At 70.2% G+C, this 17,906-nt stretch carries 17 protein-coding genes; 6 read left to right on the plus strand and 11 right to left on the minus strand.

Annotated features, from left to right (window positions below; genetic code table 11):
* Positions 1 to 36: 36 nt before the first annotated feature.
* The 3 genes from ACZ6SA_RS17850 to ACZ6SA_RS17860 form a co-directional block, all read right to left on the minus strand.
* Positions 37 to 1,194, minus strand: coding sequence for an ROK family transcriptional regulator (locus tag ACZ6SA_RS17850; RefSeq protein ID WP_347645514.1), 1,158 nt, complete (start codon positions 1,192 to 1,194; stop codon positions 37 to 39).
* A 202-nt stretch (positions 1,195 to 1,396) separates the two neighbouring features.
* Positions 1,397 to 2,269, minus strand: coding sequence for an SDR family oxidoreductase (locus ACZ6SA_RS17855; protein ID WP_465829002.1), 873 nt, complete (start codon positions 2,267 to 2,269; stop codon positions 1,397 to 1,399).
* 105 nt (positions 2,270 to 2,374) lie between these two features.
* Positions 2,375 to 3,433, minus strand: coding sequence for an MBL fold metallo-hydrolase (locus ACZ6SA_RS17860; protein ID WP_465829004.1), 1,059 nt, complete (start codon positions 3,431 to 3,433; stop codon positions 2,375 to 2,377).
* A gap of 55 nt (positions 3,434 to 3,488) precedes the next feature.
* On the opposite strand from ACZ6SA_RS17860, the gene ACZ6SA_RS17865 reads away from it, so the two are divergent.
* Entirely contained in the window at positions 3,489 to 4,334 is an 846-nt protein-coding gene (locus tag ACZ6SA_RS17865; protein WP_465829006.1) for a glutathione S-transferase family protein, read from the plus strand.
* On the opposite strand, the gene ACZ6SA_RS17870 is transcribed toward ACZ6SA_RS17865, so the two are convergent.
* Both ACZ6SA_RS17870 and ACZ6SA_RS17875 read right to left on the minus strand, forming a co-directional pair.
* On the minus strand, positions 4,282 to 5,565 hold the full coding sequence (locus ACZ6SA_RS17870) for an MFS transporter (RefSeq protein WP_465829008.1): 1,284 nt from the start codon (positions 5,563 to 5,565) through the stop codon (positions 4,282 to 4,284). The two genes, ACZ6SA_RS17865 and ACZ6SA_RS17870, sit on opposite strands and share 53 nt — an antisense overlap.
* Complete coding sequence (locus ACZ6SA_RS17875; protein ID WP_347645519.1) at positions 5,562 to 6,137, minus strand: winged helix-turn-helix domain-containing protein; 576 nt, start codon at positions 6,135 to 6,137, stop codon at positions 5,562 to 5,564. Before ACZ6SA_RS17875 ends, ACZ6SA_RS17870 begins: the two co-directional genes overlap by 4 nt.
* Positions 6,138 to 6,210: 73 nt before the next feature.
* Here ACZ6SA_RS17875 and ACZ6SA_RS17880 point away from each other — a divergent pair, with 73 nt between their 5' ends.
* The 5 genes from ACZ6SA_RS17880 to ACZ6SA_RS17900 all read left to right on the plus strand — a co-directional run bounded on the left by ACZ6SA_RS17880 (position 6,211) and on the right by ACZ6SA_RS17900 (position 12,615).
* On the plus strand, positions 6,211 to 6,855 hold the full coding sequence (locus tag ACZ6SA_RS17880; protein ID WP_465829010.1) for a B3/B4 domain-containing protein: 645 nt from the start codon (positions 6,211 to 6,213) through the stop codon (positions 6,853 to 6,855).
* Positions 6,856 to 7,059: 204 nt separating this feature from the next.
* The gene (locus ACZ6SA_RS17885; protein ID WP_347645521.1) at positions 7,060 to 10,698 is read left to right on the plus strand and encodes a multifunctional oxoglutarate decarboxylase/oxoglutarate dehydrogenase thiamine pyrophosphate-binding subunit/dihydrolipoyllysine-residue succinyltransferase subunit; all 3,639 of its coding nucleotides are present in this window, start codon (positions 7,060 to 7,062) and stop codon (positions 10,696 to 10,698) included.
* 98 nt (positions 10,699 to 10,796) lie between these two features.
* Positions 10,797 to 10,976 (plus strand): DUF6104 family protein, encoded by a 180-nt coding sequence (locus ACZ6SA_RS17890; protein ID WP_020544136.1) that lies wholly within the window; start codon positions 10,797 to 10,799, stop codon positions 10,974 to 10,976.
* A 98-nt stretch (positions 10,977 to 11,074) separates the two neighbouring features.
* The gene (locus ACZ6SA_RS17895) at positions 11,075 to 11,878 is read left to right on the plus strand and encodes a DUF4097 family beta strand repeat-containing protein (RefSeq protein ID WP_347645522.1); all 804 of its coding nucleotides are present in this window, start codon (positions 11,075 to 11,077) and stop codon (positions 11,876 to 11,878) included.
* Positions 11,875 to 12,615, plus strand: coding sequence for a PadR family transcriptional regulator (locus ACZ6SA_RS17900; RefSeq protein ID WP_465829013.1), 741 nt, complete (start codon positions 11,875 to 11,877; stop codon positions 12,613 to 12,615). Before ACZ6SA_RS17895 ends, ACZ6SA_RS17900 begins: the two co-directional genes overlap by 4 nt.
* 30 nt (positions 12,616 to 12,645) lie before the next feature.
* Here the strand turns inward: ACZ6SA_RS17900 and ACZ6SA_RS17905 are convergent, their stop codons facing one another.
* From ACZ6SA_RS17905 to ACZ6SA_RS17930, 6 genes are all read right to left on the minus strand, one after another.
* Positions 12,646 to 13,503, minus strand: coding sequence for an oxygenase MpaB family protein (locus ACZ6SA_RS17905; protein ID WP_347645524.1), 858 nt, complete (start codon positions 13,501 to 13,503; stop codon positions 12,646 to 12,648).
* A 75-nt stretch (positions 13,504 to 13,578) separates the two neighbouring features.
* Positions 13,579 to 14,535 carry a zinc-binding dehydrogenase gene (locus ACZ6SA_RS17910; RefSeq protein WP_465829015.1) on the minus strand — a complete coding sequence of 319 codons (957 nt, stop codon included), beginning with the start codon at positions 14,533 to 14,535 and terminating at the stop codon, positions 13,579 to 13,581.
* A 65-nt stretch (positions 14,536 to 14,600) separates the two neighbouring features.
* The gene (locus ACZ6SA_RS17915) at positions 14,601 to 15,506 is read right to left on the minus strand and encodes a hypothetical protein (RefSeq protein ID WP_347645526.1); all 906 of its coding nucleotides are present in this window, start codon (positions 15,504 to 15,506) and stop codon (positions 14,601 to 14,603) included.
* Positions 15,507 to 15,550: 44 nt separating this feature from the next.
* Positions 15,551 to 15,970 (minus strand): type II toxin-antitoxin system VapC family toxin, encoded by a 420-nt coding sequence (locus ACZ6SA_RS17920; RefSeq protein ID WP_443156327.1) that lies wholly within the window; start codon positions 15,968 to 15,970, stop codon positions 15,551 to 15,553.
* Positions 15,963 to 16,217, minus strand: coding sequence for a hypothetical protein (locus ACZ6SA_RS17925; protein ID WP_443156287.1), 255 nt, complete (start codon positions 16,215 to 16,217; stop codon positions 15,963 to 15,965). Before ACZ6SA_RS17925 ends, ACZ6SA_RS17920 begins: the two co-directional genes overlap by 8 nt.
* Positions 16,218 to 16,316: 99 nt before the next feature.
* The gene (locus ACZ6SA_RS17930) at positions 16,317 to 17,768 is read right to left on the minus strand and encodes an acetyl-CoA synthetase (RefSeq protein ID WP_465829019.1); all 1,452 of its coding nucleotides are present in this window, start codon (positions 17,766 to 17,768) and stop codon (positions 16,317 to 16,319) included.
* Positions 17,769 to 17,906 lie beyond the last annotated feature (138 nt).

A 17,906-nucleotide genomic window follows, 5' to 3' on the forward strand; every position in this document is an offset into this window, starting at 1 on the left:
GGAGATCCCTTCCAGCGTTCTTGCCGGGCGTTCTGCTCAGGCGTTGACGATGCGGTTGATGTTGTCGGGGGACAGGTAGTGCTCGATGGCGAGCATCCCGGCGCCGAGCACGGCGGCGTTGATGCCCGTACGGCTGGGCGTGATCGACAGGTGGTGGGTGGCCAGCGGGAGGGATCTGCGGTAGACCGCCTCCCTGATCCCGGCGAGCAGGTGCTCGTGCACGCGCGACAGCGCCCCGCCGATGACGATGACCTCGGGGTTGAAGAAGTTGACCAGGCTGGCCAGCACCTCGCCGATGAGCCGGCCCGCCTCCCTGACCAGCCGCAGCGCCTGCGTGTTGCCTGCCTGCACCAGCGCGACGACGTCGGCCCCGGTCTCGGCGGGCAGGCCCAGCTCGGTCAGCCGCCTGGCGATCGCGGCGCCGCCGGCCACGGCCTCCAGGCAGGCGCTGTTGCCGCACCGGCAGCCGGCGTCCTCGTGGCCGCTGACCCTGATGTGGCCGATGTCGCCCGCCGAACCCTGCGCGCCCCTGTGCAGCCTGCCCTGGGCCACGATGCCGCAGCCGATGCCGGTGCCGACCTTGATGAACAGCAGGTGGCCGGCGTCGGCGAAGGAGGTGCGGTGCTCGCCGAGCGCCATCACGTTGACGTCGTTGTCGACCAGCACCTCCACCCCGTCGAAGTAGTCGGGAACGGGGTAGTCGTTCCAGCCGGGCATGATCGGCGGGTTGTTCGGCCGCCCGGTGGCGAACTCGACGGGTCCTGGAACTCCGATGCCGACGGCGCGCAGAGCGGACCTGGGCCGTCCCGCCGTGCCGAGCAGCCGGTCGAGCCGCTGGTCGACGTGGGCGAGCACCTTCTCGGGGCCGTCGCTGATCAGCATCGAGTCCTCGCACTCGGCGAGCACGTTGCCGGAGATGTCCATCAGTGCGACGCGGCAGTGGGTGGCGCCCAGGTCGACGCCGGCGAAGGCGTGGTCCTCGGTGTGCAGGCGCAGTTGCCGCGGCGGCCGCCCTCCGGTGGACTCGCCGCTCTCGGTCTCCTCCACCAGGCCGCGTTCGATCAGCGCGTCGACCCGCTGCGAGATCGTCGATCTGGCCAGGCCGGTGAGCCGCGCGAGATCGGAACGGGTCGTCGCCGATCCGGCGCTGATCAGCGTCAGCACGTCGCCGGCTGAGCCCGGCTGGGGGGTCATGTGGCGACAATAAGATCACTCATACGGCGAATCAAGAGTATGGATCGCCCAAACTCCCCCAACTTCCGCCGAAGATCGAACAAAGCCAAGCCAATTCCCGACATTCCCCCCATTGCTTGACATTTAGCCAGTCGTCTGATGACCCCGGAACGACGGAACCGGCCCGCGCCCCAGGCGAGGACCGGCTCGGGAGACCGCCGCTTTACAACATGGCCTTCATCGAGTCACCCGCCGTGAGCACGTACGGCTGCTCGGCCATGATCGTCTCCCAGTTGCCGGCGATCGTCTCGGGCGTGAGGTCGTCGGTCTTCCAGCCGGGCCCCTCGGCCACGAACACCCGCGCCACCCGGCCGCCGCCGACGCTGAACACCTCGCCGCTGGCCTCGCACGAGTCGTGCACGAGATAAGCCACCAGCGCGCTCACCCGCTCGGGCGTGAACTTGGCCTCGAACTCGGCAGGCAGCAGCGCCTCGGTCATCCGGGTCCACGCGATGGGGGCGATGGCGTTGGCCTTGATGCCGTTGCGCGCGCCCTCGATGCCCAGGGTCTTGGTCAGGCCGACCAGGCCCATCTTCGCGGTCGAGTAGTTGGCCTGGCCGAAGTTGCCGAACAGGCCGGCCGGGCTGGAGGTGTTGACGATGCGGCCGTAGCCCGCCGCCGTCATCAGCGGGTAGGCGGCCTGGGTGACCAGGTAGGAGCCGCGTACGTGCACGGCGAGCACGCCGTCGAAGTCCTCGACCGTCATCTTGCCGAACGACTTGTCGCGCAGGATGCCCGCGTTGTTGACGACGATGTCGACCTTGCCGAACGCGTCGACGGCGGTGCTCACGATGGCCCTGGCGCCCTCGGGCGTGGCGACGTTGTCGGTGCTGGCGACGGCCTGGCCGCCGTTCTTCGTGATGAGCTCGGCCACCTCGGCGGCCGGCCCCGCTGAGGCGCCGGTGCCGTCGAGCGCGCCCCCGAGGTCGTTGACCACGACCTTGGCCCCGCGCTCGGCCAGCAGCAACGCGTGCGACCTGCCGAGGCCGTGCCCCGCCCCCGTGATGATCGCGACCCTGTCATCGAACCGAAGCATCGAACCTCCCAGGCAGGAGAACAACATTCTAGTACGAGTACGATAACCCGCCCTCAGTTCCAGCGCCCGCCCCACGCCCGGGAGCCTCCGCCCCAGCGACCCCGGTCAGGCCGGGAACCACAAATCCTGCTCGCCCGCCACCCGGCGCACCCGTCCCCTGGCCTCCAGCCAGGCCAGGTGCGCGAGCGTCTCGTTGTTGGCCGCGCGCCGCATGAACGGGGGGATCGTCTCCCACGGCCGCGACCAGGTCAGCCGGGTGGCCAGGTCCCAGCAGGCGGCGCCGTCGAGCGAGCCCACCACGCGCTCGATCTCGGCCAGCCGCTCGTCGTGGTGCGCCATCACGGTGTCGACCCGCTCGGCCAGCTCCAGGAAGCGGTATTCGTGCGCGGGCAGCACCTCCTCGACGTCCAGCTTGCGCACGGCGGCCAGCGAGTCGAGGTAGTCGGCCAGCGGGTTGGGGCCCGACTGCGGGTGCACGGCCACGATCGGCGTGATCTTGGCCAGCACGTGGTCGCCGGAGAACAGCACCCTGCGCGCGGGCGAGACGAAGCACAGGTGCCCGGGCGAGTGGCCGGGCGTCCAGACGGCCCGCAGGTCCCAGCCCGGCAGCCCGAGCTCGTCGCCGTCCTCCACCAGCCGGTCGGGCTTGGCCATGGTGACCACGTGCCGGATCATCATCGAGGCCCCGGCCAGCTCGTCAAGCGTCAGCTCGGGCACCCCGCAGCGGCGTAGCAGCTCGCGCTCCCGTTCCACCAGGGAGTCGATGGCCGCGTCGTCGTAACGCTCGCGGACCAGCCGCGCGTCGGCCGGGTGCAGCGCGATCCACGCGCCCGACATCTCGCGAACGCGCCCGGCCAGCCCGTAGTGGTCGGGGTGGATGTGGGTGACGAGCACGCCCTTGACGTCGGTGATCGCGTAGCCGGCCACGGCCAGGCCGGCGACGAGCGCGTCGTACGCCTCGTCGGTGTTCCACCCGGCGTCGATGATCGCCACCCCGTCGGGTAGCTCCAGGACGTAGACCAGCACGTACCGCAGGGGATTGACCGGAATCGGCACCGGCACGGACCACAACCCCGGGCGCACCCGTTCGACCTCGGGGATCGCCCCGCCTGCCCACGCGTCCCGCTGTGCCACATTGGCAGGGGTCACCACGAATTTCGTCATGGACCCGATTGTGCCCGAACGGGGTTCGGCATCCGAATCATGTTCTACTAGGACCATGAAGCCGAGCCGCGAGCTTTCCGACACTGGCCGCTTCGTCCGGCAGCCCAACCGTTTCACGGACCGGCTCGGCCCGCCCGAGCCGGGACGGTACCGGCTCTACGCCTCCTACGCCTGCCCGTGGGCGCAGCGCGTGCTGATCGTACGGTCACTCCTCGGGCTGCAGGACCTGCTGGACGTCACGATCGTCGACCCCGTCCGCGACGAGAAGGGCTGGCGCGTTCCCGGCGGCGACCCGGAATATCTGTCGGAGCTCTACCACGCGACGGACCCCGGCTACACGGGCCGTTACACCGTCCCCTGCGTCTGGGACACGAAGGACCAGCGCATCGTCACCAACGACTTCCCCCAGATCACCCTCGATCTGGAGACGTCATGGGGCACCTCGCCGAACCTCTACCCGGAGCGCCTGCGGCCGGACATCGCCATCATGAACGACCGCCTCTACCACGGCCTCAACAACGCGGTGTACGAGGCCGGCTTCGCCCGCGATCAGCAGGTGTACGAGGAGGCGGTCACCCGCGTCTTCACCACCCTCGACCTCCTGGAGGTACGCCTGGCCGAGTCGGAGTTCCTCTTCGACACGCTCACGGACAGTGACGTGCGCCTCTACACGACCCTCGCCAGGTTCGACACCGTCTACCACGCGCACTTCAAGTGCTCCATCAGGCGGCTGACCGACTACCCGGCGCTGTGGGCGTACGCACGCAGGCTGTACGCTCTCCCGGCCTTCCGCGAAACCACCGACTTCGACCAGATCAAGCGTCATTACTACATCACCCAGACCGACATCAACCCGAGCCGGATCGTGCCGGTAGGGCCCGAGCTGGACTGGAGCCTGTAGGCGCGGGCATCCGGACGAACAACAGCGCCGAGGCCAGCGTCACCACGGCCACCACACCCCAGGCGGCGGCGAGGCCGGCCTGGGCGGCCAGGCCGGCGAGCGTGAGGTTGGCCAGGGTCCCGCCGGACTGCAGGGCGATCGAGCTCGTCGAGGTGACCGTGGTCCGCTCGGAGGCGGTGACGGCCTTGTGGGTCAGCTCCAGGCAGAGCACGCCCGTCAGCGAGAGGCCGACGAACAGCACGACGTAGGCCAGCCCCGCGCTCAGCATTCCCGGCAGGCCGTCCAGGCCCGCCGTCGCGGCCAGCGCGCCCACGGAGAGCGCGGCCGGCACCGTCCCCGCGACCGCTCCCCTGGCCGAGCCACCGGCCAGCCGGGCCACGCGGGGCGCGAGCGCGTTGCCCACCGTGCCGCCCGCGAAGCCGAGCGCCGCGACCACGGCGTAGGCCAGGCTGCCTTCTTCCGCCGTGCCCGCCAGCTCGGCCAGCCGTCCGGGGGTGAGCAGCTCGATGGTCATCAGCACGACGCCCGTCGCCACCGCGACCATCATGAGCCTGCGCAGCAGCGCGTGGCCCGCCGCCAGCCGGATGCCGCCCGCCACCGTCACGGGCACCTCGCGCAGGACGCTCGACAGCGTGCGGCGCCGGTGGGCCGGCTCGGGCAGCGCGAGCATGACCACGAGCAGCAGCGCCGCCGCCGCGACCGCGCCCAGCAGCGACGGCGCGGCCAGGGGGAGGACCAGCGTGGGCGGCACGACGAGCGGCAGGCCGCCGCCCGCCAGGACGCCGGCGCACAGGGCCACGGACTCCATCGCGCCGCCTCTGGCCAGGCCGGGCTTGAGGTCGGCGTCGTGGCCATCGACGCCGTGCAGCGTGTCGACGTACCAGGAGGTCGCGGGGCCGCTGGACAGGGCTCTGGCCACGCCTTTCAGCACGCCGGCCGCCAGGAACATCCCGAGCGTCGTGGACACGCTCATCAGCGCCAGGCCCGCGACGGTGAACGCGGCCGAGGCCGCCAGCACCACGCGCCGCCCCAGGACGTCGGCCAGCCCGCCGGTGGGCAGTTCCAGGCTCACGGTCACGATGGAGAACACCGTCGTCACCAGCCCGATCTGCGCCAGGCCGAGACCGCGCTCGGTCATCAGCAGCACCTGGGCGGCCATCGCGAGCCCGACCGGCAGCCAGGTCAGGAAGCTGACGAGCATGTAGCGGTGTAACGCCGATCGCGCGGTCATCGGTCGTCCCGCCGCTCCTCACGGTTGCGCGGGATCGCGCCGAACCAGACGGTGACCTGCCTGGCGGCCGGTTCGGCGGCGTAGCGGGTGGAGAGCTCGCCCATCAGCTCCTCGATCCTCTTCTTCAACTCCTGGATCGCCGCGGGCGGCAGCGTGAGGAGGTGGTCGCTCATCCCGGCGGCCTCCACCCAGTCGTCGGGCCAGTCGCCGGGGTCGAACGCCTCCATCAGCCGCCCGACCATCTCGGCCTGCCGCAGGTGCACGACCTTGACCGCCTCGCGGCCCTCCTCGGTGCCGGAGAGCTCGACGGCGTCCCACGAGGTGTAGCGGTGGCGGGCCCGCCATCGGCGCTCGCGCCCGTCGCGCCGGTCGGGGTCCTCCTCGATGAAGCCGTACTTGAACAGCTCGCGCAGGTGGTAGCTGGTCGAGCCGGAGCTCTCGTCGACCTTGCGGCCGAGCTCGCTCGCGGTGGCCGGCCCGTCGCTGCGCAGCAGGCCGAGCAGGCGCACCCGCAGCGGGTGGGCGACGACCTTGAGCACCTGCGCGTCACTGATCTGGTACTGCTCCTCCATACCCCCACCGTAGACCGCAAAGACAATTTTGCAAAGTGTGCTTGGCGATTTCCCCGGCTCATAAACTGTGGGGATGCTTGACGACATCCAGGTGGACGACGCGGTCTTCGCGCTGCGCCCCGACTTCGCGGTCCTCGTCATAACCGCCCGCGACCTGCGCAACGGGCCCACCGACGAGCGCTCACGCGCCTGGCTCGCCGAGGCCTCGGCCGTTTCCGTCCAGACCGACAAGATCGACGCCTGGAAGGACGCCTACCGCGCGTTCGGGGCCAAGCCTCAGCGCACCAGGCCCTCGGTCGACGCGCTCACCCGCCGGATGCCGCTGCCGGAGATCAACCAGGCCGTCGACGCCTACAACTCGATCAGCGTGAAGCACGCGCTGCCCATCGGCGGGGAAGACCTCGACCGCTATTCCGGCCCGGCGCGGCTGGTCAGGGCGGTTGGTGACGAGCCGTCCGAGGAGGCGCTCGGCACGCCCGACCCCGGCGAGGTGATCTGGCGCGACGACCTCGGAGTGACCTGCCGCAGGTGGAACTGGCGCCAGGTGGTGCGCACCCGGCTCACCGAGGAGACCACCAACGCGATCTTCCTGCTCGAGCGCCTGGAGCCGATGTCGCTGGAGGAGCTCAAGCAGGCGGGCGAGGAGCTCGCCGACCTACTGTCCGAGTTGTCCCCTCAGGTGCGAATCGCCAGCAGATTGGTGTCTGGAGGGAAGTAAACCTCCGGACAGGGTGTTGATACCAAATAGTGATAATCGCGCAACCCCCCGGGTTGACTAGGGGGTCGTGACCTCATCGCGCCGTCCTGAGAGGATCGTGCGTGGCGGCACGCCCACCTAGGCGCGCGCTGCCAGTCCGGGCGAGTAGCCTTGGAAAGGTTCTCTAACATCAACGCCGATCTGCGGAAGAGGGCGATTTCCGCCGTGTCGTCTGAGTCGTCGCGGACAAACCCGCTGGCAAGCTTTGGTCAGAACGAGTGGCTTGTCGACGAGCTGTACCAGAAATACCTCCAAGACCCCGAGTCGGTCGACAAGGCTTGGTGGAATTTCTTCGCTGACTACAACCCTGACTACGGACCGGGCCGGTCCCCGGCCAAGGAGGCGGGGAACGGCACTGTGACCGCCCCCGCGCCTCCCAAGGCGGCGCCCAAGGCGCCACCTGCGGCCGAGAAGCCGAAGCAACCGGCCACCCCGGTGCCCAAGGGCGCCGAGGAGGTGAAGTTGCGCGGGGCCGCGGCCCGCACGGCCGCCAACATGGAGCAGTCGCTGTCGGTGCCGACCGCGACCAGCGTGCGCGCCATCCCGGCCAAGCTGCTGGTCGACAACCGCATTGTGATCAACAATCACCTCAAGCGGGGCCGCGGCGGCAAGGTGTCCTTCACCCACCTGATCGGCTTCGCGATCGTCAAGGCGCTGCGCGCCATGCCGGAGATGAACTACTCCTACACGGAGATCGACGGCAAGCCCACGCTCGTCAAGCCCGAGCACGTGGGCTTCGGCCTGGCGATCGACGTGCAGAAGAGCAACGGCGAGCGCCAGCTCCTCGTGCCCTCGATCAAGGGCGCGGAGGAGATGGACTTCCGGCAGTTCTGGATGGCCTACGAAGAGGTCGTCCGCAAGGCGCGGGGCGGCAAGCTCGGCGTCGACGACTTCGCCGGCACCACGATCTCGCTGACCAACCCCGGCACCATCGGCACCGTGCACTCCGTGCCGCGCCTGATGCCCGGCCAGGGCACGATCATCGGCGTCGGCGCGATGGAATACCCCGCCGAATACCAGGGCGCCTCGCCCGACACGCTCTCGCGCCTGGCCGTCTCCAAGGTCATGACGCTGACCAGCACCTACGACCACCGGATCATCCAGGGCGCCCAGTCGGGCGACTTCCTGCGCCAGATCCACCGGCTGCTGCTGGGCGAGGACGGCTTCTACGACGAGGTCTTCGAGTCGCTGCGGATCCCGTACGAACCGGTCCGCTGGGTCCAGGACGTGTCGACGTCGCACGACGACGACGTGTCCAAGTCGGCGCGGGTGCTCGAGCTGATCCACGCCTACCGCGTGCGCGGCCACCTGATGGCCGAGACCGACCCGCTGGAGTACAAGCAGCGCAAGCACCCCGACCTCGACATCCAGTCGCACGGCCTGACGCTGTGGGACCTCGAGCGGGAGTTCGCCACCGGCGGGTTCGGCGGCCGGCCGCTGATGAAGCTGCGCGAGATCCTGGGCGTGCTCCGCGACTCCTACTGCCGCACGGTCGGTATCGAGTACATGCACATCCAGAACCCCGAGGAGCGGGCCTGGATCCAGGAGCGGGTGGAGAAGCCGCACAAGTCGCCCGAGCGCGACGAGCAGCTCAACATCCTGTCGCGGCTCAACACCGCCGAGGCGTTCGAGACGTTCCTGCAGACGAAGTTCGTCGGCCAGAAGCGCTTCTCGCTGGAGGGCGGCGAGTCCCTGATCCCGCTGCTCGACTCGGTGATCAGCGACGCCGCCGACGAAGACCTCGACGAGGTCGTCATCGGCATGGCCCACCGCGGCCGGCTCAACGTGCTGGCCAACATCGTCGGCAAGTCCTACGCGCAGATCTTCGGCGAGTTCGAGGGCAACATCGACCCGCGCACCGCGCACGGCTCCGGCGACGTGAAATACCACCTGGGCGCGACGGGCGAGTTCACCGCGCCGAGCGGCAAGACGATCACCGCGTCGGTGGTCGCCAACCCCTCCCACCTGGAGGCGGTCGACCCGGTCCTGGAGGGCGTCGTCCGCGCCAAGCAGGACCTTCTGGAGCGCGGCGAGGAGGGCTTCACCGTCCTGCCCGTCCTCGTCCACGGCGACGCGGCCTTCGCCGGCCAGGGTGTCGTGGCCGAGACGCTCAACCTGTCGCAACTGCGCGGCTACCGCACCGGCGGCACCGTGCACGTCGTGGTCAACAACCAGGTGGGCTTCACCACCTCGCCCGCCTCGTCCCGCTCGTCGGTCTACGCGACCGACGTGGCGCGGATGATCCAGGCGCCGATCTTCCACGTCAACGGCGACGACCCCGAGGCCGTGGTGCGCGTGGGCGAGCTGGCCTACGAATACCGCCAGGCGTTCCGCAAGGACGTCGTCATCGACCTCATCTGCTACCGCCGCCGCGGCCACAACGAGGGCGACAACCCGGCCTTCACCCAGCCGCTGATGTACGACCTGATCGACGCCAAGCGCTCGACCCGCAAGCTCTACACCGAGGCGCTGATCGGCCGGGGCGACATCACGGTCGAGGAGGCCGAGCAGGCGCTGCGCGACTACCAGGCCAAGCTGGAGCAGGCGTTCACCGAGACCCGAGAGGCGGCCAAGAAGCCGCTGGAGGCGGGCGCCATGCGGGTGCCGCCGGCCGAGGTGGTCAAGTGGTCGCACGACGACACGCCGACGGCGATCAGCGACGAGACGCTCAAGCGCATCGTCGACACCCAGCTGAGCCTGCCCGAGGGCTTCACGCCGCACCCGCGCCTGGCGCCGGTGTTGCAGCGTCGCGGCCAGATGGTCGAGCAGGACGCCATCGACTGGGCGATGGGCGAGACGCTGGCGTACGGCTCGCTGCTGATCGACGGCCACCCGGTGCGCCTGGTCGGCCAGGACTCCCGGCGCGGCACGTTCACCCAGCGCCACGCCGTCCTGGTGGACCGGATGACCGGCGCCGACCACACGCCGCTCAAGACGTTCAACCACGGCACGACGAAGTTCTACGTCTACGACTCGCTGCTCAGCGAGTTCGCGGCGCTGGGCTTCGAATATGGTTACAGCGTCGTGCGGCCCGACGCGCTGGTCGCCTGGGAGGCGCAGTTCGGCGACTTCGTCAACGGCGCCCAGACGATCATCGACGAGTTCATCTCGTCGGGCGAGCAGAAGTGGGGCCAGAAGTCCTCGGTCGTGCTGCTGCTGCCGCACGGCTACGAAGGCCAGGGCCCCGACCACTCCTCGGCCCGCATCGAGCGTTTCCTGCAGGTCTGCGCGCTCGACAACATGACGGTGGCGCAGCCGACCACGCCGGCCAACTACTTCCACCTGCTGCGCTGGCAGGTGGAGTCCAAGCGCCACAAGCCGATGGTGGTCTTCACGCCCAAGTGGCTGCTGCGGCACAAGGCGGCCACGTCCAAGGCGTCCGACTTCACCTCGGGCACCTTCCAGCCGGTGCTCGGCGACACGACGGTCGACCCTGGCAAGGTCACCAAGGTCGTGCTCTGCTCCGGCAAGCTCTACTACGAGCTGGCCGCGCAGCGCGACAAGACGGGCCGTGACGACGTCGCCCTGGTCCGGCTGGAGCGCCTCTACCCGTTCCCGTCCGACGAGCTGGCCGCCGAGCTGGCGCGCTACGGCGAGCAGGTGGAGCTGGTCTGGGCCCAGGACGAGCCGGTCAACATGGGGCCGTGGCCCTACCTGACGCTCAAGCTGGCCGAGGACCCGCAGGTCCTGGGCGGGCGGCGGCTGCGACGGGTGTCGCGCACCCCCAACAGCTCGCCGGCCACGGGCTCGCACAACACGCACGACCATGAGCTCGATGCCATTGTCGAGCAGCTCTTCGGCTGAAGCAGGCCCGCACGGTGAGCCCCCGGCCTGTCCGGGGGCTCACTGGCGTTCTGACAGGTTGAGCCGGGCACGTTGCCCGGTGGAAGGAATGGACGACGATGTACTTCACCGATCGGGGGATCGAGGAGCTGGTCGAGCGCCGGGGCGAGGAGGAGGTCAGCCTCCTGTGGCTCGGCGAGCGGCTACGCGAGTTCGTCGACCTCAATCCCGAGTTCGAGACGCCCGTCGAGCGGCTGGCCACGTGGCTGGCGCGGCTGGACGACGAGGACGACGAATGACCCGTTCCTGACGCCCACAAACGCGATACATCTTGAGATCTCGCCAGACGCGACATATCGTGTCCCTAGGAGACGTGTCGCCAAGAAGGGCAGGGATCATGCAACAGTGGGCGATCGAGGCACCCGAGCAGCTCACGTTCGACCAGGTGGAGACGCTGGACGTACGCATCGTGGCCGGCCGGCTGGCCGTGCTCGCCAGCGAGGGCCCACCCACGCTGGAGGTGGCCGAGGTCGACTCGGCGGCGCCGCTCATCGTGACCTACGACGAGCACACCCGGTCGCTCACCGTCGCCTACAAGGACCTGACGTGGGACGGCATGCTCGGCTGGCTGCGCCGCGACCGCCGCAGGACGGTGTTGTCGATCACCGTGCCGAAGACGTGCAGGGTCAACGCCGGCGTGGTCACCGCACCGGCCGTGGTGGCCGGGTTCGAGACGAGGACCCACGTCAAGAGCGTGTCGGGCGAGATCGTGCTCGACGCCGTGAGCGGCGACGTGCTGGCCAACACCGTGTCGGGCCCTGTCGAGAGCCGTGCGATGTCCGGCGACCTGGCGTTCAAGAGCGTCTCCGGCGACCTGACGGTGGCCGACGGCTCTCCGCGCAGGCTGAAGGCCACCACGATCTCCGGCCGGTTCACGGCCGACCTGGCGCTGCGTCCCACGGGTCACGTGACGCTCAACAGCGTCTCCGGTGACATCCTGGTCAGGCTGCCGGAGAACGTCGAGGCGGACGTCAGCCTCAGATCCACCTCGGGCAGGCTCGTCAGCACGTTCGATGAACTGTCCAACACGGGAGGCCCCGGCTCCAAGGCGCTGTCGGGGCGGCTGGGTGGCGGCATGGCCTCGCTTTCGGCGATCACGGTCTCCGGTGAGGTCACGCTGCTCAAGGGGGAGAAGGAATGAGCCCTGTCTTCGGTCACGGCCGGCTCCGGCTGTACCTGCTCAAGCTGCTGGACGAGAGCCCACGCCACGGCTACGAGGTCATCAGGCTGCTCCAGGACCGCTTCCTCGGCGTCTACTCGCCCTCGCCCGGAACGATCTACCCCCGCCTGGCCCGCCTGGAGGAGGAGGGCCTGGTGACCCACGAGGTGGTCGAGGGCAAGAAGGTCTTCTCGATCACCGACCGGGGTCGTGAGGAGCTGAACGACCGGCTCGACGAGCTCGACGACCTGGAGGAGGAGATCTCCGCTTCCGTGCGCGACATCGCCCGCGAGGTCAAGGAGGACGTCCGCGACACCGTCAAGTCGCTGCGCGACGAGCTGACCCGGATGGCCAAGGACGTGCGGACCAGCGGCCACGACGACGCCAGAGACCTGCTCGACAAGCAGAGGGAGGGCCTCAGGCGGCTCAAGGAGCAGCAGAAACGCCAGTGGATGGAGCACGCCGACCACTGGCAGGGCGAAGGCGAGCGGCTCAGCAAGGAATGGCGCAGGATCTGGTCGGAGGTCTGGGCCACGCTCGGGGGCGCGCCGCCCAACCGGGCCGACCTCGACGCCGAGCTGGGCGAGCTGCTGGCCGACTTCGTCGCCCAGACGCGCGAGGAGGCGTCGGGCACGCGCCTGACGCCGGAGAAGGTGGCGGCACTGCGCGTGACGCTCGACGACGCCGCCCGCAACGTCCGCGACATCCTCGAACGCTGACACGTCCCGCGCCGGACGGGCTCGCGGGCGTCAGGCCGGACGCAGGAGACGCTCGACACGACGTGCCCTCCGTGCGGCGCGGCGGGCACGGTAGGCGATGGGCATGTAGCGCAGGCGTTCGGGCAGGCGCGGCGTGAGCGTCGCCACCGCGTGCCCGACCTGCCGCAGCCGCCGCTCGTCCCGGGCCGCCCATCGCAGCCCCAGCTTCCCGCGTACGGACGGCGGCAGCGTGCCGACGGTCACGAAGTGGTTGAACTCCCCCGACCCCACCCCGACCGGCGCCCACAGCCCGCGCAGCGGCCGGGGCAGAGCGGGCGGCGCCGGGGTGTCGCGCATGACGGCCAGCACCTCCAGCGCGGTCGGATGCGGCTCGAGCCGGTCGGCCACCATGTCGTCGAAGTACCGCCGGTACGCCGCCAGATCGCCCGGCATCTCCCGCTCGGGCACCCGCAGGATCGCGCCGAGCTGCCGTGACTCGGCGTAGAACCGCTCCTCCTGCTCGTGGGTGAACGGGGTGCCGAACCACCGGTTGAGCGCGATGAAGCGTTCGAACAGGGAGAGGTGCACCCAGGCCCACGCCTCGCCGTTCAGCGCGTGGTAGTGCCTGCCGTGCTCGTCCACGCCGCTGATGTCCCGGTGCAGCCTCCTGAGCCGCTCGCCCTCCGCCGGGCCGCCGGGGCCGCCGTACACCCAGGTCTGGACGGAAGTGAGCGTGCGGGTGAGCCGCCCCCACGGGTCGGACTTGTACGTGGAGTGCTCGGCGACGGCCGCGCCCACGGCCGGGTGCATGGTCTGGAGGACCAGCGCGCTGCCGGCCACGAGCAGGTTGCGATATTCGCCGGCCGTGTCCCAGTGCAGCGAACCTGGGCCGAAGGGTTCGACGTCCATGCTGACGGCCTCCCGGGTGATACGGCTCTCTCTGCTTGTATCACCCAGGAGCACCAGAAGTAACCATTTACTTATTCATCCGGAAAAGACGATCTTCCCGAAGATCTCTCCCGCCGCCAAGGCCGCGAACCCGTCCCGCGCCTCGGCCAGCGGCACCGTACGGTCGACGACCGGACGCACGCCGGTCTGCTCCAGGAACACCGCCAGCCGCTGCAGCTGGTCGCGCGTCCCCATCGTCGAGCCGACCACGGACAGCTGCAGGAAGAACACCCGGTTGAGATCGGCGGGCGGGACCGCGCCGCTGGTGGCTCCGGACACGACGATGCGGCCGCCGGGCTTGAGCGACTTGAGCGAATGGTCCCAGGTCGCCTGCCCGACGGTCTCCATGACGGCGTCGACCCGCTCGGGCAGCCGCGCTCCCGTCTCGAAGACCTGGTCGGCGCCGAGCTCGCGGGCACGCTCGCGCTTGGCCTCCGTGCGGCTGGTCGCCCAGACGCGGTAGCCGCCCGCCCGGCCGAGCGCGATCAGCGCGGTGGCGACGCCGCCGCCCGCGCCCTGCACCAGCACGGTGGCCCCGGGCTGGAGCCCGGCCTTGTCGAACAACATGCGGTACGCGGTCAGCCAGGCCGTCGGCAGGCAGGCGGCGTGCTCGAAGCTGAGCGCGGCCGGCTTGGGCACGAGGTTGCGGCGCGGCACGGCGACCCGCTCGGCGAACGTGCCGTCGTACGTCTCCGACAGCAGGCTGCGCCTGGGGTCCAGCGTCTCGTCGGGGCCCGAGCCGATCACCGCGTGCACGATGACCTCGTTGCCGTCCTCGTCCACGCCGGCGGCGTCGCAGCCCAGCACGATCGGCAGCCGGTCCTGGCGGATGCCGACGCCCTTGAGCGTCCACAGGTCGTGGTGGTTGAGCGCGGCGGCGCGCACGGAGACGGTCGTCCAGCCGTCCGGCGTCTTGGGCTCGGGGTGCTCTCCGAGCGTCAGCCCGGCGAGCGGATTGTCGGGATCGGTCTGTGTGGCGGTTACGGCGAACATGGCCGCACCCTACTAACAAGATTTCGCTCGACGGCCCGCCACCCTGCCGCCGCGCGTCGCACGTCCTACTCGAACGCGATCCGGATGCCCTTGATGGCCTGGTCGCGGAACGTGGAAGGGCCGGTGACGGTGACCTGCACCCCGCCGCGGCACGCCGAGTCGACGGGCCGCCCGCGCCCGTCGATGACGTCGGGGATCGCGGTGGTGCTCCTGCAGCCGGGCGCCGGCGCCAGCACCACCATCGTCCCCGCCCCGCCGCCGAACCACAGTTGCGGCCCCACCGGCTCTCCCCGCACGGTGTCTCCCGGTTCGGCGAGCCGCACGCCGTCTGCCGAGCGGGCGGCCGACAACACCAGGTAGCCGCCCTTCGTCACCTTGCCGCGGAGTCCTTCGGCGAGCGCCGTGCGCTGCTCGAACGACAGCCCCCTCCCCCGGTCGTACATCGCCAGCCGCCACGGTCCGAACGCGAACATCAGCACCTGCCCGTAGCCGCCGCTGCCCGCCTGGCGCGGCCAGAGCGTGACGTTGGGGGCGTAGTTCCTGATCGGCTCGCCGCCCTGGGTGATCTGCGTCTCGCCGCCGTACGGGGCGACGAACTGGCGGTAGTTTCCCTCCACCCAGGCGCCCTGGAACGGTCGCACGCCCATCTCGGCGAGGCCGAGGTCGGCCGGATAGCGCACCTCGGCGCGCGCCCCGTGCGGGAACACCACGTCGATGACCTCGTCGCCGCCCTTCTCCGTCGCCTGGGCGTGCAGGACGTTGGGCGGGTTGTCGATCGTCCGTAAGGACCTGATGGGCTCGGGGACCGGCTGCGGCAGCACGGCCTCACCTTCGGGACCGCGCTCGGGCTCCCGGCTGACGAGCAGGCTGACAGCAGGGACCAGCAGGAGCGCCAGCACCACCGCCAGCCCGATCCAGCGGCGGCGTCCGCGCTCGCCGCCTGACTCGATGACGTCGAACCGGTCAGCCACGACGTTCCTCGCCGAGTAGCCTGGCTTACGCCCTTTCCTCCAGTTCAGTTGAGGGGGGACCGCCAGCGCAAGCCCTCGAACCTGGCGAAATCCTTGTCGCAGGTCACGAATTCACAACCGTGCTCGATGGCGAGCGCCGCGAGGTAGGCGTCGGGGACGAGCTTGCCCGACGCCCCCGCCTCCCGGCACAGCCTGACGAAGATCTCCCAGTGCCGGGGACCGGCATGGACCACGACCGCATGCGGCTGGTGACGCACAATGTCGGCGAACTTCCGCGCGTCTTCGAACGAGGTGGCGCCCGGGACGCGCTTGTTGGTCACCACGCGGATGAAGCCGTTGAGCGCGAAGTCGCTGACGGCGTAGGCCTCGTCGCCGTGCAGGATGTCCGCGAGCATGGCATGGCACTGCTCGTGGTGCTCTGCGTCACGCCGCTGCGCGTTGAAGAAGACATTGGTGTCAAGCATCCGCACGGTCGGCCCCCAGTGCACGCTCGATGTCCTCCTGCTCCAGGATCTCCTTGATCTCGGCCCAGGTCAGCTTCGGACCGGATGCCGCCCCGGAGACCGGGAGGGTGATCCGGGGGCGCTCCGCCACTTCCGTGGAGCGGTTGATGAGTTGCCGCAAGGCGTCCTCCATCACTGAGTTGAGACTGCGTCCGTTTCTCGCCGCGTATGCCTTCGCCTCGTTGAGGAGCGTCTCGTCGATGCGCACCGTGGTCCTCCGCATGACTCCAGCGTGGGCGAGTGACATAAAAATGTCAACACCGGATAGTAGTCGAGCGGTCACAGATTTTGCACCCACTTTAGAGGATCACCAGGTCGCCACGTTCACCTCGCCGTCGTGCGCGACCCGCACCACCTGCCCGACCAGCTCGCGCGACTCGGCGTCGGCCAGCAGCTCGTCCCGCGTCACGACCGCGTACGCCCGCCCGCCGGAGGGCACGTCCACCACGAGCACCCCCCGTTCGAGCGCGCCGTCCCGCCCGTGCGCCACCGTGTACCCGGCGACGACCGCCTCCCCCGAGAAGGCCGGCACGATCGGCGCCTCCTCGGCCACGAACACGGGCGCGGCCGCATCGAGCAGCCCGCCCCGCAGCCCGCCGGGCTCGGTGGACCAGACGGCGTAGGCGTGCTTGGTCAGGTGCATCCCCACCCCGGTCACCAGCCCGTGCCCGGGCTGCGCGCGCAGCAGCCCCGCCATCGTGGCCGTCGAGTGCAGCACGTAGCCGCTGGCCGGCCCGCCCGCGTACGGCAGCCCGCCGGTCACCGTGAGCCCGCGCCGGTCCAGCGGGTCGAGCCCGACGGCGTCACACGCCTGCCGCAGCGCGATCGCGAAGCAGCTGTAGAGGTCGAGGGCGTGCACGTCGTCCGGCCCGAGCCCCGCGCGCTTGAAGGCGGCCTCCGCGGCCCTGCCGATGGCCTCCGAGCGGCCGAGCGCGGGCCGCGCCGCCACCTCCCAGGTGTCCTCCGCGTACGCCCACCCGCGCAGGTACACGCGCCGGCCGGCGGGCACCCCGAGCCGGTCGGCCAGCCGCGAGCTGGCCAGGACGACGGCGGCCGCCTGGTCCACCTCCATGACGGCGACCGTGTTCCTGGTGTAGGGCCAGCCGACGAAGCGGTTGCCGTGCACCAGCTCGCCTGGGGTGCGCGCGGTCCTGCGCCAGGCGTACGGGTTGGCGGCGGCCACCTCGGTCATCGGCGCCATCATGCGCCCTCGCTCGCGCATCTCCTCCTCGATCGTGAGGCCGAGCGCCGCCCGCCGCGCCGTCTCCATGATCGCGTACGTGTGCACCGGCATGAACAGCCCGTGGGCCAGCGCCGCCGGATGCGGCGGCCGCTCCCATCCGTACGGGGGTTTGGGCACGGCCGGATGGCTCCAGGGCACGCTCTCGCCCGCCTGCCGGTACGCCCGGCGCGTCGCCAGCGCCTCAGCCCCGGCGACCAGCGCCGAGTCGATCTCCCCTGCCGCGATCCTCGCGGCGGCCTCGCCGATGAGCAGGTGCGGAGCCGTACCGCTGACCTTGGAGTAGGCGCGGTGGCGCGGCACGGCGCCGAGGCGCTCGGCGAGGCGGCCCACCGGGGAGTCGTACTGCCAGGAGTCGGTGTGGACGAGCTGGATCGAGTCGAGCCGCCCGGCGGGGAGGCGGGCGTCGGCGGTGGCCGCGCGCGCCACCTCCTCCCACAGGGCGAGCGGCTCCGGGCCGGGCTGCTCGCGAACGGTGCGTTGTGCGATGCCAATGAGGCAGGGCGTGCGAGGATCCATGAAACCATCTAACCAGAATAATATTCGGTTGATAAGCAGTGGTGTCTGATAAAGCGAGTTACCACTGTTGCCGGAGAAGAAATACCGGCACCCTCCACCTGCGGAAATGCCGATCAGGAATACATGCGATCTCGCTAT

The organism is Nonomuraea sp. NPDC049378 (genome assembly GCF_055586745.1).

Coding starts and splice junctions, on each gene's coding strand:
- ACZ6SA_RS17905 (WP_347645524.1), bottom strand. CDS start 13,503: ATGGACGTCGAACCCTTCGGCCCAGGTTCGCTGCACTGGGACACGGCC.
- ACZ6SA_RS17865 (WP_465829006.1), top strand. CDS start 3,489: ATGAAGCCGAGCCGCGAGCTTTCCGACACTGGCCGCTTCGTCCGGCAG.
- ACZ6SA_RS17895 (WP_347645522.1), top strand. CDS start 11,075: ATGCAACAGTGGGCGATCGAGGCACCCGAGCAGCTCACGTTCGACCAG.
- ACZ6SA_RS17860 (WP_465829004.1), bottom strand. CDS start 3,433: ATGACGAAATTCGTGGTGACCCCTGCCAATGTGGCACAGCGGGACGCG.
- ACZ6SA_RS17855 (WP_465829002.1), bottom strand. CDS start 2,269: ATGCTTCGGTTCGATGACAGGGTCGCGATCATCACGGGGGCGGGGCAC.
- ACZ6SA_RS17890 (WP_020544136.1), top strand. CDS start 10,797: ATGTACTTCACCGATCGGGGGATCGAGGAGCTGGTCGAGCGCCGGGGC.
- ACZ6SA_RS17850 (WP_347645514.1), bottom strand. CDS start 1,194: ATGACCCCCCAGCCGGGCTCAGCCGGCGACGTGCTGACGCTGATCAGC.
- ACZ6SA_RS17875 (WP_347645519.1), bottom strand. CDS start 6,137: ATGGAGGAGCAGTACCAGATCAGTGACGCGCAGGTGCTCAAGGTCGTC.
- ACZ6SA_RS17870 (WP_465829008.1), bottom strand. CDS start 5,565: ATGACCGCGCGATCGGCGTTACACCGCTACATGCTCGTCAGCTTCCTG.
- ACZ6SA_RS17930 (WP_465829019.1), bottom strand. CDS start 17,768: ATGGATCCTCGCACGCCCTGCCTCATTGGCATCGCACAACGCACCGTT.
- ACZ6SA_RS17900 (WP_465829013.1), top strand. CDS start 11,875: ATGAGCCCTGTCTTCGGTCACGGCCGGCTCCGGCTGTACCTGCTCAAG.
- ACZ6SA_RS17920 (WP_443156327.1), bottom strand. CDS start 15,970: ATGCTTGACACCAATGTCTTCTTCAACGCGCAGCGGCGTGACGCAGAG.
- ACZ6SA_RS17910 (WP_465829015.1), bottom strand. CDS start 14,535: ATGTTCGCCGTAACCGCCACACAGACCGATCCCGACAATCCGCTCGCC.
- ACZ6SA_RS17880 (WP_465829010.1), top strand. CDS start 6,211: ATGCTTGACGACATCCAGGTGGACGACGCGGTCTTCGCGCTGCGCCCC.